The organism is Marinomonas sp. ABL3_031 (genome assembly GCF_056161265.1).
In genome coordinates this window covers 312,996-327,426 of sequence record NZ_JBSWYU010000002.1, presented here as the reverse complement: position 1 = coordinate 327,426, position 14,431 = coordinate 312,996, and the positions used below count along the sequence as shown (strand labels likewise).

Annotated in this window: 18 protein-coding genes; 14 read left to right on the top strand and 4 right to left on the bottom strand. The window is 41.0% G+C overall.

Annotation, left to right across the window (positions count from 1 at the left end):
- Nucleotides 1-21: 21 nt before the first annotated feature.
- The 3 genes from ACXAH2_RS04040 to ACXAH2_RS04030 all read right to left on the bottom strand — a co-directional run bounded on the left by ACXAH2_RS04040 (nucleotide 22) and on the right by ACXAH2_RS04030 (nucleotide 1,581).
- Nucleotides 22-495, bottom strand: a complete 474-nt coding sequence (locus ACXAH2_RS04040; protein ID WP_475076883.1) for a hypothetical protein — start codon at nucleotides 493-495, stop codon at nucleotides 22-24.
- A 260-nt stretch (nucleotides 496-755) separates the two neighbouring features.
- Nucleotides 756-1,310 (bottom strand): rhomboid family intramembrane serine protease, encoded by a 555-nt coding sequence (locus ACXAH2_RS04035; RefSeq protein ID WP_475076882.1) that lies wholly within the window; start codon nucleotides 1,308-1,310, stop codon nucleotides 756-758.
- On the bottom strand, nucleotides 1,303-1,581 hold the full coding sequence (locus ACXAH2_RS04030; RefSeq protein WP_475076881.1) for a DUF6471 domain-containing protein: 279 nt from the start codon (nucleotides 1,579-1,581) through the stop codon (nucleotides 1,303-1,305). The genes ACXAH2_RS04035 and ACXAH2_RS04030 overlap by 8 nt, the downstream gene beginning before the upstream one ends.
- Before the next feature lie 201 nt (nucleotides 1,582-1,782).
- Here ACXAH2_RS04030 and ACXAH2_RS04025 point away from each other — a divergent pair, with 201 nt between their 5' ends.
- The 13 genes from ACXAH2_RS04025 (at nucleotide 1,783) to ACXAH2_RS03965 (ending at nucleotide 10,976) form a co-directional block, all read left to right on the top strand.
- On the top strand, nucleotides 1,783-2,187 hold the full coding sequence (locus ACXAH2_RS04025) for a DUF2170 family protein (protein WP_475076880.1): 405 nt from the start codon (nucleotides 1,783-1,785) through the stop codon (nucleotides 2,185-2,187).
- The gene (locus tag ACXAH2_RS04020; RefSeq protein ID WP_475076879.1) at nucleotides 2,184-2,873 is read left to right on the top strand and encodes a PspA/IM30 family protein; all 690 of its coding nucleotides are present in this window, start codon (nucleotides 2,184-2,186) and stop codon (nucleotides 2,871-2,873) included. The genes ACXAH2_RS04025 and ACXAH2_RS04020 overlap by 4 nt, the downstream gene beginning before the upstream one ends.
- Nucleotides 2,874-2,987: 114 nt before the next feature.
- On the top strand, nucleotides 2,988-3,638 hold the full coding sequence (locus ACXAH2_RS04015; RefSeq protein WP_475076878.1) for a YjfK family protein: 651 nt from the start codon (nucleotides 2,988-2,990) through the stop codon (nucleotides 3,636-3,638).
- Nucleotides 3,639-3,664: 26 nt separating this feature from the next.
- On the top strand, nucleotides 3,665-4,078 hold the full coding sequence (locus ACXAH2_RS04010; protein WP_353669124.1) for a DUF350 domain-containing protein: 414 nt from the start codon (nucleotides 3,665-3,667) through the stop codon (nucleotides 4,076-4,078).
- Between the two features lie 10 nt (nucleotides 4,079-4,088).
- Entirely contained in the window at nucleotides 4,089-4,694 is a 606-nt protein-coding gene (locus tag ACXAH2_RS04005; protein ID WP_475076876.1) for a DUF1190 domain-containing protein, read from the top strand.
- Nucleotides 4,695-5,861 (top strand): glutathionylspermidine synthase family protein, encoded by a 1,167-nt coding sequence (locus ACXAH2_RS04000; protein WP_475076875.1) that lies wholly within the window; start codon nucleotides 4,695-4,697, stop codon nucleotides 5,859-5,861.
- Nucleotides 5,862-6,084: 223 nt separating this feature from the next.
- Nucleotides 6,085-6,621, top strand: coding sequence for a GNAT family N-acetyltransferase (locus tag ACXAH2_RS03995; protein ID WP_475076873.1), 537 nt, complete (start codon nucleotides 6,085-6,087; stop codon nucleotides 6,619-6,621).
- A 144-nt stretch (nucleotides 6,622-6,765) separates the two neighbouring features.
- A complete protein-coding gene (locus ACXAH2_RS03990; protein WP_475076872.1) occupies nucleotides 6,766-7,449 on the top strand; it encodes a class I SAM-dependent methyltransferase in 684 nt (227 codons plus the stop codon).
- A gap of 336 nt (nucleotides 7,450-7,785) precedes the next feature.
- Nucleotides 7,786-9,144 carry a M14-type cytosolic carboxypeptidase gene (locus tag ACXAH2_RS03985; protein ID WP_475076870.1) on the top strand — a complete coding sequence of 453 codons (1,359 nt, stop codon included), beginning with the start codon at nucleotides 7,786-7,788 and terminating at the stop codon, nucleotides 9,142-9,144.
- A gap of 277 nt (nucleotides 9,145-9,421) precedes the next feature.
- The gene (locus ACXAH2_RS03980) at nucleotides 9,422-9,769 is read left to right on the top strand and encodes a Fis family transcriptional regulator (RefSeq protein ID WP_475076868.1); all 348 of its coding nucleotides are present in this window, start codon (nucleotides 9,422-9,424) and stop codon (nucleotides 9,767-9,769) included.
- 73 nt (nucleotides 9,770-9,842) lie between these two features.
- A complete protein-coding gene (locus ACXAH2_RS03975; RefSeq protein ID WP_475076964.1) occupies nucleotides 9,843-10,250 on the top strand; it encodes a GFA family protein in 408 nt (135 codons plus the stop codon).
- A gap of 108 nt (nucleotides 10,251-10,358) precedes the next feature.
- Nucleotides 10,359-10,784 (top strand): LysE family translocator, encoded by a 426-nt coding sequence (locus ACXAH2_RS03970; protein ID WP_475076867.1) that lies wholly within the window; start codon nucleotides 10,359-10,361, stop codon nucleotides 10,782-10,784.
- 30 nt (nucleotides 10,785-10,814) lie between these two features.
- Nucleotides 10,815-10,976, top strand: coding sequence for a hypothetical protein (locus ACXAH2_RS03965; RefSeq protein ID WP_475076865.1), 162 nt, complete (start codon nucleotides 10,815-10,817; stop codon nucleotides 10,974-10,976).
- 333 nt (nucleotides 10,977-11,309) lie between these two features.
- On the opposite strand, the gene ACXAH2_RS03960 is transcribed toward ACXAH2_RS03965, so the two are convergent.
- Entirely contained in the window at nucleotides 11,310-13,028 is a 1,719-nt protein-coding gene (locus ACXAH2_RS03960; RefSeq protein WP_475076864.1) for a nitrilase-related carbon-nitrogen hydrolase, read from the bottom strand.
- A gap of 555 nt (nucleotides 13,029-13,583) precedes the next feature.
- Here ACXAH2_RS03960 and phnR point away from each other — a divergent pair.
- Nucleotides 13,584-14,291 (top strand): phosphonate utilization transcriptional regulator PhnR, encoded by a 708-nt coding sequence (gene phnR, locus ACXAH2_RS03955; protein WP_475076863.1) that lies wholly within the window; start codon nucleotides 13,584-13,586, stop codon nucleotides 14,289-14,291.
- Nucleotides 14,292-14,431 lie beyond the last annotated feature (140 nt).

The window sequence follows — 14,431 nt, the reverse complement described above, 5'->3', positions numbered from 1 at the left end:
ACAACACCTACCTTCCTTAAGCTATTCCACTAATTCAACCCAACCAGAATCTGGGTCGTTCCCAAAACAATCTAACCCCGCAAAAGCTCTATATACATGCTGACAATAATGCCCTTTGTAGATGGCTGGAGCCCCTTGTGGCAGTTCTACCTCAACTTCCCATTTATAGGTTTCATTGGCTTCTAGCTCTTGACCATCAGCTACTGTAAGGTCTAAATCTATTGTATCGTTTGAAGCCCAAACTGTTTCTAACTTACGATAAGCTTGATCGTTGTCATTATCGTATTCAACATCAACATCAGGTACTTCAACTTCCTCGCAAGCTACAACTTTCAAATAAGCTCTGTTTATTTTCACTGGGGCATCGTCTGTTTTTACTGTGATCATCACTCTAAAAGGTTCGGTAAATGATAAGGCCTCACTCTCAATATATACTTTTGCAGCACCACCAGTGACGGCATTTTTGATTGATTTAAGCTTACTGAACAATCCCATGGTCTCTCCTTGAATATATAAAATACAAAAATTAGTCACGAGAAAAAGCCGAGTTTTAGTATTAAAAAAATACTCTTATAACATATTAGAAAATGTTTAAAACTCATCTAACTCGTTAATTTAATTTATCTTTCTAAGAATTAAAATGCAACTCAAGAAAATAAAAAATATTATTTTTGCTTTTATAACCATAAGGGAGGTTTTATATATTTTTTTATATATCTTAAGACGCAAGAAGCTAACAAAATATATAACCGCTATTAAACTGGCTTTCTGCGCGTGAATAAAAAAGATAGTAAAACACCAGAGAAAAAGCCCCAAAAATGTGCTGCCCATGATATGTAAGGTAAAAAACTTACTAAAGAAAATAAGGTTCCACCATAAGCAAAAAATGCCGCAATAGCGATCAGCCAACTACGTAGACTAGGATTAAATATTGCGTCAGCAAATAAAAAACCAAGTAGCGCAAAAACCATCCCTGAAGCACCGATAACTATGCTTCCGCTACCAAAACACCAAACACCTATACCGGAGCCGATGGCTCCTAATATCATAATATAACGTAATTTTAATGCTCCAACGGAAGCGCCTAGCAAACTGCCAAGAATAAGCAATGGAATAGTATTAGAGATAATGTGATAAAGCTCTGCATGAAGAAATGGCGACCATAAAATGCCCAGTAGAGCCTCTAGTGTTCGCGGACGAATACCGAATTGATTTAAATTTCCCCCTAGCAAAACCTTGTTAACAAGGTATGTAACCCAGATAGCAATTACAAACCAAAGTATCTCTTTAGGAATAATTCGCTTAAGCATCTTTTACCTGCTTTAATATTTCCGCTAATGCCGTATCATCAATTCCCAGTACGTCAATAATGACGATGAAAAGATCCGCAGAAAACATCCCTTTATGGGTTTTACTGCGTAAATTTTCAGCGGTCATAGTGATACCTTTTTTACTCAACTCCACGGATAAATCCTCATATTTCATTCCCTTTAACGCTAGGGATGATCGGATATACCGAGTGATAGCGAGCTTATAAGGCGATAATACTTGACGATTTTTTATGTTTTGGTCTTGACTCATTTGCCTGGCCATACGATAAGGATTGTTGACGCTACTACTGAATGTTAAAAGCATTACTCATATTACATAAAGTATATCTTATACTACATATGCATATGCTATATGACAACAAATATAAAACATAGTTGACATAGATTATCTTAATGCTATATTTGTGACCTATGTTACACGCTCATATGTTGATTTAAAAAGGAAAGCCTTATGTCTTGGAACAAAGAAACATTATTAGCGCTTATTGAATCTCAGCCAAATTGGGTTGCAGAGTCAGAAGGTGAATGCCTAAATATCTCTAATGATGAAGGCGTTGATGTCTTTGTCTATGTGGGTAATCAGCAAATATTGGTTGAAGCAGCACTGTTTTCAACAACTAGCGTTAAAGATACAAGTATCCTTAATGATTTGATCTTGCGCAGCCATCAGTTAGTACCTTTAACCTCTATATGCATTAATAAAATAGCGGATGACGACTATTACGTTGCCTTTGGCGCGTTATCTACAGACAGCAAAGAAAGCGTTGTCATAGAAGAAATTGAGACACTTTTCAATAATGTGACTGAGTTTCTTGATTTGTATACTGATCACTTAAATCTGGAGATAGTGGTATGAGTCTAAAAAAACTATGGACAGCGTTGCGCGGAGCAACCAATGAAGGCATCGAGGCAATAGCAGATACTCAAGCGATCCGTATATTGGATCAAGAAATGCGAGAAGCCAAAAAAGAATTGCAAGAATGCGATGAAAGCTTAACCCGTATCATGGCCAAACGTAAGCTGGCAGAAGGCAAGGTAAGTTCACTAAAAGAGGATATAGAAACCTATACTAATCATGCCATCGCGGCCAGTGAAACAGATGAGGCTTTGGCCATCGAGTGTGCTGATAGGGTCAGTGAGTTAGAGGCCACTTTGGAGATCGAGCAAGGCATTCTTGATAGCTTTCTTTCCTCTGAGAAGTCATTAAAAAGCAACATTGCGAAGGCCAAAACCAATGTTCGTATGATGGAACAGCAAATAGAGCAAATTAAAGCTACAGAATCAGTGCAACAGGCACAAGTAGCGGTTTCAACTAGGCATGTGGGTGCTAATAGCAAGGTTAAAACCGCGTTAAGCAGCCTTGATCGTATTAAAGAAAAACAACGTCAGCGCAGTGCAGAACTTGAAGCGGCTGAAGAATTAGCCGCCGAAGAAACTGGTAACTCACTCGATGCCAAACTAAAAGCGGCAGGCATTAAATCTGGAGCGAAAAAAAGCGGTAACGATAAGCTTGCTCAACTATTGGCCGCCAAAAAAGGTTAAATGGTGTTTTTATGGTAAAAAATGGCTACTGCAATAATGCAGCGGCCATTTTTATTGTTATAGTATCGAACACAAGTGGTTAAACTTTTTTCTCTTAAGGACATAAATGAGACTATGTTTACTTCTTTTTTTAACAAGAAAACACCCGAATCATCATCCAGTAATGCGCCTTCCATTATGGGCTTACGTCTCGGTTGTAGCTTTGAAATAGACCCTCTATTAATGCGTATGACACAAGAGCATTTGGTCATTGATAACGCAGCTACTAGCTATATCATACAAGCTGCTGGAATAGCGGAAATGGATGGCACTTGGATGTTTCGCTATTACACCGATGACGATGCTTTTCTACAGGTCATCAGCAACGGCGGAAAAAACACTGAAGATGTTGTGGACGTGAAACTCTTTCATTTTTATGACACTCAAGATGTGGCTTCGCAAGCCATATGGGATAAGCTGCTATACAGACAAATTGGCACACCCACTTACCAGCTTGAAGGGCATACTTATCACCGGGTTTGGACTTCGGTTGGTGACTATCATAATCCCGTCTACGTGCAAGAACGTACCTATGATAAAGACAGCAAGCAAGCATCTGAAACCGATCAGTTCATGATGTTATTTGAACGAGAAATACCAGGTGGTAATACAGAATCGCTTTTCCTTTCGGCAGAAGAAAGTGAGCAAGAGGGTGGTTTAAATCGTTGTTTTGTAATAAGTACTGGTATTACACTAAGCCCCTCACAGTTAACCATTCACGGCTAACAATTTAAACAATACAAGGAATTTTTATGGACTTTCAAGCCCTTCTGATCAGCATTGCTAATTTTGGCAGCTACTTTGGACTCTCTTTACTGTTCGTTATTATCTTTATCTTTGTGTACTCCTTCCTGACTCCTCATGACGAATGGAAACTCATTAAAAACGATCAAAATACCGCCGCATCCATTGGTCTGGGTGGTGCGATTATTGGTTTTTCTATCGCCTTGGGCGGTGCCGCTACAAACTCAGTTTCCTTCATAGATTTTGCTACTTGGGGCCTCGTTGCTCTCATTGCACAATCACTTGCTTTTGCAATGGTACGCTTCATTTTCATGCCCAAAATTGTTGCTCGTATTGTTGCCAATGAAGTCAGTGCCGGAATCATCCTTGCTGCTATCAGTCTTGCCGTCGGCGTACTGAATTCAGCCTGTATGTCTTATTGAGGAGCCTATCGTGAAAAGAAGCCGCTATATTAACCTTGATAAAATGCGCAAAGGCAAGTCCGAGCATCCGCTGTTTCGTCCACTGGCATTAGCTATTGCTTCTATGACACTGGCCGCTTGTGGAGAGACTGAGGAAGAAGTCACAGTCGTGTCTTCGGTTGATGACTGTATCGCTAACACCTCACTGTCTGCACAGCAATGTGAAGTCGCCTACCAAAAAGCCGTTGCTGAAGCGGTTCGTACTGGCCCTAGATACACCTCCATGTGGCAGTGTGAAGAAGACTTTGGCTATAACCAATGCGTAGCCCCTCAATCCTCTAATTTTTTTATGCCTATGTTGACCGGTTTTATGATAGGCAACCTCCTGAATAATAGAGAATATAGCTACAACCCTGTTTACCAATACCGTAATTCAAGGTCATCTTCTCGCAATAGTCTGATGACAGCAGACGGCACTATTATTGGTCGTTCAGGGAAAAGTACTTATCGTGTGCCCACCTCCGAATTAAAGCCAAAGCCCAAAGTGACTCGTACCGTTTCCCGAGGGGGATTTGGAGCAGTTGCCTCTGCAAAATCTAGTTGGGGCGGCGGTAAATCAAAAGGATGGGGGGGATAGATGTTACGCATTCCCATTGCTGAAAGACCTCTTTGGCAAAAGAAGGCTGAGGAATTCGGCTTTGAGTTTCATACCATGTATGGCGAAAAATATTGGGATGAAAGTGCCTATTACCAGTTTTCTCTAGAACAAATAGAACGAGACATCGAGGCTCCCACTGAAGAAATACATCAAATGTGTTTGGCAGTGGTAGACAAGGTCATTAAGGATGATGAGTTGATGCGCCGTTTTTGTTTGCCAGAAGCGCAATGGGATTTTATCCGTCAATCTTGGCTAAATGGCGATCCTAGTTTGTATTCTCGTTTGGATTTTGCCTATTCTGGCAAAGGCGATGCCAAACTTTATGAAAATAATGCCGACACACCAACCAGCCTCTATGAAACTGGCTTTTGGCAATGGTTATGGCTACAAGACAACGTGGATGCAGGAGTATTATTACCCCACTGTGATCAGTTTAATTGCTTGCAAGAGAAGCTCGTCAATCGCTTTAAAGAGATCAAATATCTAACACCAGATCGTATTTTGCATTTTGCTTGCTGCAAAGACACTCCTGAAGACAGGGGAACTGTTCAGTACTTAGAAGATTGTGCTGAAGAAGCGGGAATCGAGACTGGCTTTGTCTTTATAGACGACATTGGACGCGACGCAGATGGCTACTTTACTGACATGAAGGATCAGGTTATTCATTCAATGTTCAAGCTGTATCCATGGGAATTCATGTTTCAAGAAGAGTTCTCAAGCAACCTTGGCAAAAACAACATACGCTGGATAGAGCCTCCTTGGAAAAGTATTTTATCCAATAAGGCACTCTTGCCCATGTTGTGGAAAATGTTTCCCAATCATCCAAATCTGCTGCCTTCATTTTTTGAAGATGAGCTACATCTGGCTACAGACCTAAAGGCTTTAGTGAGAAAGCCCATCTTCTCCCGTGAAGGAGCCAATATTTCTTTTCTCGGTGAAAATACAGAAGTAGAGGCCTCATCAGGCCCCTATGGCGAAGAAGGCTTCATCTACCAAGCAACCCATATACTGCCAAAATTTGGAAATGTTTACACCTTAATCGGTAGCTGGCTAGTGGATAACCAAGCCGCTGGTATTTCGATTCGTGAGGACAGTAACCCCATTACGCAAGACATGAGCCGCTATTTGCCCCATGTGATTATTTAACCAGTGAGTCTTCCTGAGAAAATTCGTAATTCATTGAATTTTCATTGGCTTTTTAATACTTAAATCTAACAATAAATACGCCTTTAGACCTAAAGAATTACAACATGGGGAAGTTTTATAACTCCTCATTAAACAAAGGCCATACCGCAAAAGGATCTATCTCAACCTCAGCCTGTTGACGTTATTGACCTCAATAATCCTTTACTCTGCATAAGGAATCATTATGGTATTTTCATTGTTTTCTGAATCGCAATCCCAACAAGTGATTGATCTTTTTAAGCGTGTCTTTTCTGACTCTGAAGGGGAAACGCAAGGTCAGATCATTGCGGATTTTGTTACCCTTCTCATGGCAACGACCAAGTCGGAAGATTTGATTGGTTGCATCGCAGAAGAAGCCGAAACCCTTGTTGGCTGTATCTTTTTCAGTCGTTTCTGGATTCCTAGTGAGCAAGTTGCCTTTATTTTGTCACCTCTTGCTGTTGCTACTGAGGTTCAAAGAAAGGGGATTGGTCAGAGCCTCATTCTATATGGTTTAGATCATCTCAGGTCTTTGGGTGTCAACTTGGTTTTTACCTATGGCGACCCTAGTTATTATGCCAAAACGGGTTTCGAACAAATCAGTGAAAATAAGGTGAAAGCCCCTTGTCCTTTAAGTCAGCCGATTGGCTGGCTAGCTCAATCATTGGATAGCAGTGAAATCCGGCCTTTGTCTGGCCCCACTCAGTGTGTTGAGGCATTAAATGATCCAAATTTATGGTAACGATATATTGACTCAAGCGATGTATCTTCCTTAACTCGGGTCTGTTCTTGCAATGTTAATAAGAAAGGTATCTTAAGACGTTAGTATTTTACGGTTTCTTAATAGGTATCCAGATAAATTTCATTAAATTTTAAGAGAGGTTAAATGAATAATTTAAAGTCTGCAGAGGCTGGTCAAGCTGTATATAGTAAAAAAGTACTGTTAATTTATGATTTGTTTGTTCTAGGTTTTTCAAATTTATTTTTATGGAAATGCCCAACGAAACTATTGAGGGCCGTGTTCATAAAAAATGCCAGCTCCAACCATTTAGATATGGGGGTAGGAACAGGTTATTACCTAGATAAATGCTTAGTGGATACTGATCGCCGTTTAGCATTGGTTGATTTAAATGTAAATAGTCTAGAGATGGCGTCATCAAGAGTGAATCGATTTAAAACGGAAGTGTATCGTGCGAATGTATTAGAGACGTTAAATCTGCAATGCGATAAATTTGATTCAGTGAGTATGAACTATTTATTGCACTGTCTTCCTGGCTCATTCAAAGAAAAATCCTTGGTATTTAAACACTTGACTCCCTATCTTAATGATAATGCGATTGTTTTTGGGAGTACTATATTGGGTGATGACGTAAAGGTTGGCTTTTTGGGTAGAAAATTGATGTCAATTTATAATAAAAAAGGGATTTTTGATAACCGCAGCGACAGTTTGAACGAGTTGTCATCATCATTGCGTGAATACTTTAATGATGTTGAGATAAAGGTAATAGGCTGTGTCGCTGTCTTCACAGCAAAATATAATCAGGCGGAAAAAGATAACAAAACAGAGTAGTAAGCTATTTCTTTTAAATTTTATCTGGCCTTCGTTTTTCAAAAAGTAATAAGTGAACGTACTGGAAGAGTAGAGTCAATTTTTGACGTTAATAGGTGTTGAATAGGTCTTCAGCGTTAAGGATGGAATTTCTCGAGCTTGTTTTCAAATCTATTAAATCTACTTTTTTGAATATGGAGCTAACTAATTCATAAAAATAAAAATTTTAATATTTATTCTGAGTTCTGCATATTTATGTAGCATCGATTCGATAAGGATGACTTGGAATTTAGAGGGATAGTTACTTAGTACCTATCTTAATTAGCATTATTTGCTATGGATAATATAAGGAAAAAGATGAATATATTAAATAGGGACACTAATCTCGCTATTGAGCATTTGCAAGAAACGTATTTTTCCACGAATTTCGAATCGGGAAGTATGGGGAAGATCATCCAAGTTGGCGAAAGGGCATGGGACTTTTATTTGGCGGATGACAATAATGACCCTTCTTTACCAGACAAGTTTCGCTCTTGGTGGTATATACGAGCAGACAATATGCCTATTGGAGAACCGGTTACCATTACCATCAAAAACCGTGGTTGGCCGTGTCATTATGTCCCCGTTTATAGTCATGATCAGAAAAATTGGTTACGCATTGATGAAAACGATGTGACCCTTAATGCCAATAAAGAAATTGTTATTAATACTGTTTTTACCAATGCAACAGTTTGGTTGGCGCGTTTTTATCCTTATACCCTGACTGATTTAGAAATCTATCTTGCTAGTATAAAAGAGCGTCCTCATGTGCAGGTTCTTGTTCCGGGCATTTCGCAGAATAATCGCCCTATCTATCTGATAAAAGTGACCAATTTTGCTGCGCCAGTGGCGAATAAGAAACGCGTTTTGATTCACGCTCGAACGCATCCGGCAGAAGTTCCGGGATCCTTCGTCGTTGAGGGACTGGTTAATACCTTGCTCAATGGATCCACCAGCATGTTGGAAATCTTAAATACCCATGAGTTCCATATTTTCCCTATGCATAATGTGGATGGGGTCGTTGTAGGCAATTATCGAACCACACCTAACTCAGAAAACTTAGAAGTCCTTTGGGAACGAAAGCCGGGGAATCCTCTGGAATTAGAAGAGAACATCCCCATTGAGGTGAGAATTCTGCATGGCTATGCTAAGAGCTTAATGGAGGATGCCGGGCCTCCAATTTCCTTCGCGCTTAATATACACGCCTCAAACAGTGAGCCAGATACTGGTGCTTTTTTCTATCCGCATTTTGGCCCGAAGAATTTGGGTTTTTCTGACATTGAAGCGGATCTGTGGCATAAACAGTTAACTTTCATATCATTGTTAACATTGCGTTATGGGCCGGATAAGTTTGAACCTGTACCTGATAAGGGGGGAGATGAATTTGTCGATAAACCTTATCCTGAGAGTTGGTGGTGGGCGAATTTTAAAAATACCGTCATGGCGATGACTATGGAGTTAACTTACGATAAGGCGGGTTTTCCAGACCGCATTAGCCCAACAGACATGCGTCGCTTCGGTGAGGTTGCTGTGCCTGCTATTCGAGATTACTTTGCTTTCGTGGGCAAAGGTGAGTATGGGGAGATACCTCACTCATTATTCGATACAGCAAGCATGTCTACGTTGCAATACCCTGAGTTGTATCCACCCAGAGCTAAAGATGAAGGGAAAGAGTAAGTATTACGCCAGTTGGGGTAATCTGAATACGATGCTCTAAAAGGCGATAGATATTACTTTTTTGGAGAAATGAAGTTTGTTACTACAGCAATGGCAAGTGCCATTGCTGTAATCTACATCGCAGAAATGATGGTGTTCACTTAATCACTGGGTAACATAGTCATGATAAATTTGTTTAAAAGGCAAACCTTTAGCATTCCCGAAAAATCATAACAATGCGCTTGTTCACAGCAGAATGGTAGCGCTTAGAAAGAGGTATTTTTGACATCTAATTATCATGCGTAAATCCGATAAAAAACTCGATAATCAAATTCGCTTGGCGTTGACGGATGTGTGTGAGTCCGCTTTAAAAAGCATTCGTGGTTTTGAGTGGCTCACCCACAGTGCTCATTACCATCGTTTCCCTGACAGTTTACGAGTGACCTGTATTTTTGATACCAATGCCAGCCTTGAGGCTTTTAAAGAGTCTGCTGCAAGGCAACAATTGGAACAGAAGATCCATGATGAATTAAACGCCTTGGGGATTCGAATCAAGACGATTCAAAAGCATATTGCTTACGATACGGAAGAAAATTGCGAGCGCTTTCATGAGGGCAATTGGGCCAGACGATTGCAAGATGGTTGAGCTTTAAGTGTCCTAATAGCATCACAATTGATCATTTCGTGGTGAAGTAAATAAGGAGAGTAAATTGAATAGCATTACCTATCCGATATCCGGTTCATGCCAGTGTGGAAACGTTCAGTATCAGCTATTAGCACCACCGCTTATGGTGGTGGCTTGCCATTGTAAAGAATGTCAAAAGCTGTCGACCAGTGCTTTTAGCATAACCGCCATGGTGTCTTCAGACAGTATCAGTTTCCAAGGTGAAATGAAAAGCTGGAGCCGAGTGGCAGACAGTGGTAACACCAGCGCAGCCAAATTTTGTCCGACTTGTGGCAACCGTATTTATCACTTTGATCCCAATGACCCAGATAAATTAAAGCTCAAGCCAAGTAATTTATCCGACACTCGTCTTATACAACCAACTGCCCATGTGTGGGTGAGTGAAAAGCAAGACTGGTATCAAATACCCGACGGCGTTAAGGTGTTTGATAAGCAGCCATAGGCTGGTTGCGGCGTTTCAATTCTGTGTTTGCGGTAACGCCATATCAATTTTTGACTATCTTGTTTGCGTCATCACTTCACCTGACGCAAATGGAAAAGGAGGGAAGCTATGTTGACGATTGAATTTTTACTTACTTCGCTCATTGTGGTGCTGATTCCCGGCACTGGGGTGATATACACGGTTGCTACTGGGTTGTTTGTTGGTAAGCGTGCTAGCTTGTTTGCCGCACTGGGCTGTACCTTGGGCATTATCCCAGCCTTGCTTGCCAGTAGTTTGGGGCTGGCGGCCATTTTTCATACCAGTGCCTTAGGGTTTCAGGTGGTGAAATACCTTGGTGCAGCGTATTTGTTGTATTTGGCATGGCAAATGTGGCGTGCTTCTTCGTCTTTAGAAGTGAAGGCAGAGACCTCGCTGCGAGGTTACAAGCGCTTTGTCACGAAAGGCTTTCTGCTGAATATCTTAAACCCCAAATTGTCCATTTTCTTTTTGGCTTTTCTGCCGCAGTTTATTCCTGCTGGCACCCAAAGCGCCTAGCAGTGCATGTTATTACTCGGGCTTGTCTTTATGTTGATGACATTCGCAGTGTTTGTTGTTTATGGCTTGCTGTCTGGTGTGTTCCGAAACTACATCATTGGCTCTGTAAAGCTGAGTATCGGATTGCAAAAGTTATTTGCGGCTAGCTTTGCTGGTCTTGGTGTGAAACTGGCGTTGAGTGAGCGATCTTAAGTCTAGGTCCAGTATTTTCTTTGTCTTTTTACAGAGAATGGCGACGATTTATCGTTTTTCAAAGATGGATAAGAAGCAAAGTTTAATTCAAAGATGAATTAAACACCTTGGGGATTCGAATCAAGACGATTCAAAAGCATATTGCTTACGATACGGAAGAAAATTGCGAGCGCTTTTATGAGGGCAATTGGGCTAGACGATTGCAATATTAAGCTTGCAACTCAAGAAAACAAAGCATCCGTGCTTAGCAGTAATCCTTCCTTGTGATACTACTCCGAGAAACTGACGTCACCATTTTGCTAGCAAAGCGTATGACGCCAGTTTTCGGTGTGCTTATTGTAGAACGAGAGGTGTGTAGAATGTCGTTCTGCGTGATGACACCATGTTAAATTGGTTTAGCCACCAATCGTGATTTTTGGTCTTAAAGTTCACATAAAGCGCTTCTTCTTTGTCGTTTGAAGCCACTTGCGCTTGATCTAAGCCATAAAGCGGATCCAAGCCATACAAAGCGCTTGCTCCCTTATAATTTTGCTCAGAACCAACGAAATTCGCGACGACAGTATAGGCTTGTGCCGAAAAGGCTACGGCATCCCACAACACCATTGAATTTTTAGGGTAAGGGTTGGCGACAGCTTGTTGATTGACCTGTACGTAACCGCCGTACTCGCCTGCCCAAGAGGAAGGAATGGCGATGATGTCAGCACGTTTACCACTTAAAATCCCCGCAATTTCAGGGTAAAGCACTTCTTCTCCAAGCATTACGCCAACTCTACCGACTTCAGGTACATCGATGGTTTTAATCGTATTGCCAGCAGTGGCCCAAGTTGCTTCGTTCGCGTTTAGGTGGGTTTTGCGATAAGTATCAATTAGCTGGCCTGATTTATCCAATACCACTGCACTAACATAGAGATCATCTTTGTCCTGCTCAATTAGCGTGTAGATAAGGTTAACGCCTTTTGCCTTAGCCAAAGCGCTCATTTCTTTGAAAGTGTCGCCATTAATTGGCTCAGCCCATTTCTTTGCAATGCTTGACGTCATTTGCATGTGTTCACCAGTCAAGCTGTATTCAGGCAGCACCGCAAGATCCGTGTCATTTAGGTCTGCAACCAATGATTTGATGCTTGAAAGGTTTGCTTTTTTGTCACCTAGGATAGGTTGGTACTGAAGGGAAACACTGCGAATTTCACGCTCAGTGTTGTCGATTTTGTAGTTCCATGGCGCAATGTGTAGCATCAAAGGTTGATATAACTCAGGGCGACGACCTTTGAGTTTGTCCTCTCTGGTTGAGTAGTTTTTAGGATCTACTTGAGCGTAAACAATAGTGGTTTCTTTAGACTCTTCGTCGTCTTTAGATACGAATGGAGCTTCCTTGATGATGTTGCCATTAGGATCAATAACAGCGCTCATTCCAACCATGTGAAAGCTTTTTTCGGTATTGTTACGGTTGGCCTCAATAATGTAGACCCCGTTTTGCATGGCACGTGCTTGGTTGTAATAAATTGCTTGAATCGATGAGTTAGTCGGAAAAGCAATAATGTCCGCACCGTTAAGAGTCGGAATTCTCGAACTCTCGAAATAGCCAGAATCCATACAAATATTAATGGCAATCTTTCCAAGCTCTGTTTCAAACACAGGGAAGCCTAAATCACCCCAGGCAGCCCAATGTTCTTCTGCTTCCCATTGGTGAGTTTTACGGTAAGAGCCGATAACACCTTCTGGTCCGACCAGTACCGCAGAGTTGTAGTAAATGCCAGTCTCGCTGTCCTCTTCGGCCATGCCGGTGACTATGTAGGCATGGTACTTTTTGGCCAGAGCACCGAGCATGTCAGTTGTTTTACCAGGAATAGTGTCGGTAAAGTTTTTGATCTCTTCACGGCTATTGTATAGGTAGCCTGTTGTCGCCATTTCAGGGGCGACCACTAACTTAGCACCGTTTTTTAGAGCGGTTTCTATGTCTTTGCTCAATGACACTAGATTTTGGTCAAGTTCATTAAAAATAGGATTGAATTCTACAGAGGCAACTTTAAAAGGTTGGATTTGTTCTTTTGCCATCGCAGTACCAAATAAGAGGCTGATAAAAAGGGTAATAATTACTTTTAGAGGGGATCTACTTAGGGTCATTTCATTTCTACAAGGTTAAGTTTCGAGACACAAGCAATAGCATCTCTTGTGCCAATTTGTATCTTGTGAATGGTGAATGAAAAATTTTAAGAAAATGTTGAGTCATGGTGCGTGTCTTATATTTGTGAATTCAAATTTAACCCTGAAAGAAAGCATTGATCTCGCTTATTGAGTAAGATTGATTGTGCTGATTTGGTGCGTTTGAATGCGAGTTTGAGTTTAATTGGTGCGCATCTATGTGCGTTATCGTTTAAATGAGGTTTTGCAGTGCATGTTTTGGGCTTAATTAGACATGAGATGAAATACGTGCTTCCAGTGATGTGTCTGACTCGAAAGAGCAAGTTGAGCTAATTCAAACCGTTATGGATGCTTGCCAGACCGCTCAACTATCCGAACTCAATTAAATTAAGATAAGTGGCCGTGAGCCATCTTTCATTTCGTTGTATCATCAAGTGCTAAGAGTCTAACGTCTAGGAAACGCTGAGTATGTCGACGCCGCAATATCATCATTTACAGCAATACTTTCATGATCTGATTGATAGTAAACAATTAATACCTAGCAGTAAGCTTCCTTCGGAAAGGGAAATCGGCGAACAATTTAATCTTACTCGGGTCACTATTCGTCAGGCATTGAAAAATCTAGAAGCGGAAGGAGTGATTTATCGGCAAAATCGTCGTGGCTGGTTTGTTTCCCCTCCCGCTGTGATTTATAACCCAGCCCGCCATTTAAGCTTTAACATGTATGTTACTGAGCAAGGCTGCCAGCCAAGTACCGAAAAGCTTATGCAACAAATTGAACCAGCCAGTGAAAAAATTGCGCAATTAATGAACATTCAACAAGGTGATCCGGTGCTTTTTTTACATCGCCGTCGTTATATTGACCAGCGTCCGGTGTTAATTGAAAAAATGTACATCAATCATAAATTGTTGCCGGGGATTGAAAATGAAGATCTCACCGAGTCGTTAAGTCAAATATTAAAAAGGAAGTATCAACAAGAATATCGCGACATGGATCTGTCTTTTAATTCCACCTCTTTACCTGCGAATGCTGCCAACGATCTAGGCATTGCAGCGGGTCAACCGGGTTTACAGATTGAACGCATCAATTATACCAGCGCCAAAGAAGTGTTAGAAATAGACTATGAATACTGGCGTCATGATGCCGTTCATATCCATATCTCAGTGCGCGACTAGCACTGAATCTAGGCTTATCAACTCCATTCTCTAGGTTATCGTCATCACGGTTTCGTCATCGTTTTGAAATATTTGGCTGTTATTTTGCATAAAGCAATCTGGTATATACCAGACTGCAACCACCGATGCATGGAGATAAA

Coding starts and splice junctions, on each gene's coding strand:
- ACXAH2_RS03990 (WP_475076872.1), top strand. CDS start 6,766: ATGAATAATTTAAAGTCTGCAGAGGCTGGTCAAGCTGTATATAGTAAA.
- ACXAH2_RS03995 (WP_475076873.1), top strand. CDS start 6,085: ATGGTATTTTCATTGTTTTCTGAATCGCAATCCCAACAAGTGATTGAT.
- ACXAH2_RS04000 (WP_475076875.1), top strand. CDS start 4,695: ATGTTACGCATTCCCATTGCTGAAAGACCTCTTTGGCAAAAGAAGGCT.
- ACXAH2_RS03970 (WP_475076867.1), top strand. CDS start 10,359: ATGTTGACGATTGAATTTTTACTTACTTCGCTCATTGTGGTGCTGATT.
- ACXAH2_RS04015 (WP_475076878.1), top strand. CDS start 2,988: ATGTTTACTTCTTTTTTTAACAAGAAAACACCCGAATCATCATCCAGT.
- phnR (WP_475076863.1), top strand. CDS start 13,584: ATGTCGACGCCGCAATATCATCATTTACAGCAATACTTTCATGATCTG.
- ACXAH2_RS03980 (WP_475076868.1), top strand. CDS start 9,422: ATGCGTAAATCCGATAAAAAACTCGATAATCAAATTCGCTTGGCGTTG.
- ACXAH2_RS03960 (WP_475076864.1), bottom strand. CDS start 13,028: ATGGCAAAAGAACAAATCCAACCTTTTAAAGTTGCCTCTGTAGAATTC.
- ACXAH2_RS03965 (WP_475076865.1), top strand. CDS start 10,815: ATGTTGATGACATTCGCAGTGTTTGTTGTTTATGGCTTGCTGTCTGGT.
- ACXAH2_RS04025 (WP_475076880.1), top strand. CDS start 1,783: ATGTCTTGGAACAAAGAAACATTATTAGCGCTTATTGAATCTCAGCCA.
- ACXAH2_RS04010 (WP_353669124.1), top strand. CDS start 3,665: ATGGACTTTCAAGCCCTTCTGATCAGCATTGCTAATTTTGGCAGCTAC.
- ACXAH2_RS03985 (WP_475076870.1), top strand. CDS start 7,786: ATGAATATATTAAATAGGGACACTAATCTCGCTATTGAGCATTTGCAA.
- ACXAH2_RS04035 (WP_475076882.1), bottom strand. CDS start 1,310: ATGCTTAAGCGAATTATTCCTAAAGAGATACTTTGGTTTGTAATTGCT.
- ACXAH2_RS04030 (WP_475076881.1), bottom strand. CDS start 1,581: ATGAGTCAAGACCAAAACATAAAAAATCGTCAAGTATTATCGCCTTAT.
- ACXAH2_RS04020 (WP_475076879.1), top strand. CDS start 2,184: ATGAGTCTAAAAAAACTATGGACAGCGTTGCGCGGAGCAACCAATGAA.
- ACXAH2_RS04040 (WP_475076883.1), bottom strand. CDS start 495: ATGGGATTGTTCAGTAAGCTTAAATCAATCAAAAATGCCGTCACTGGT.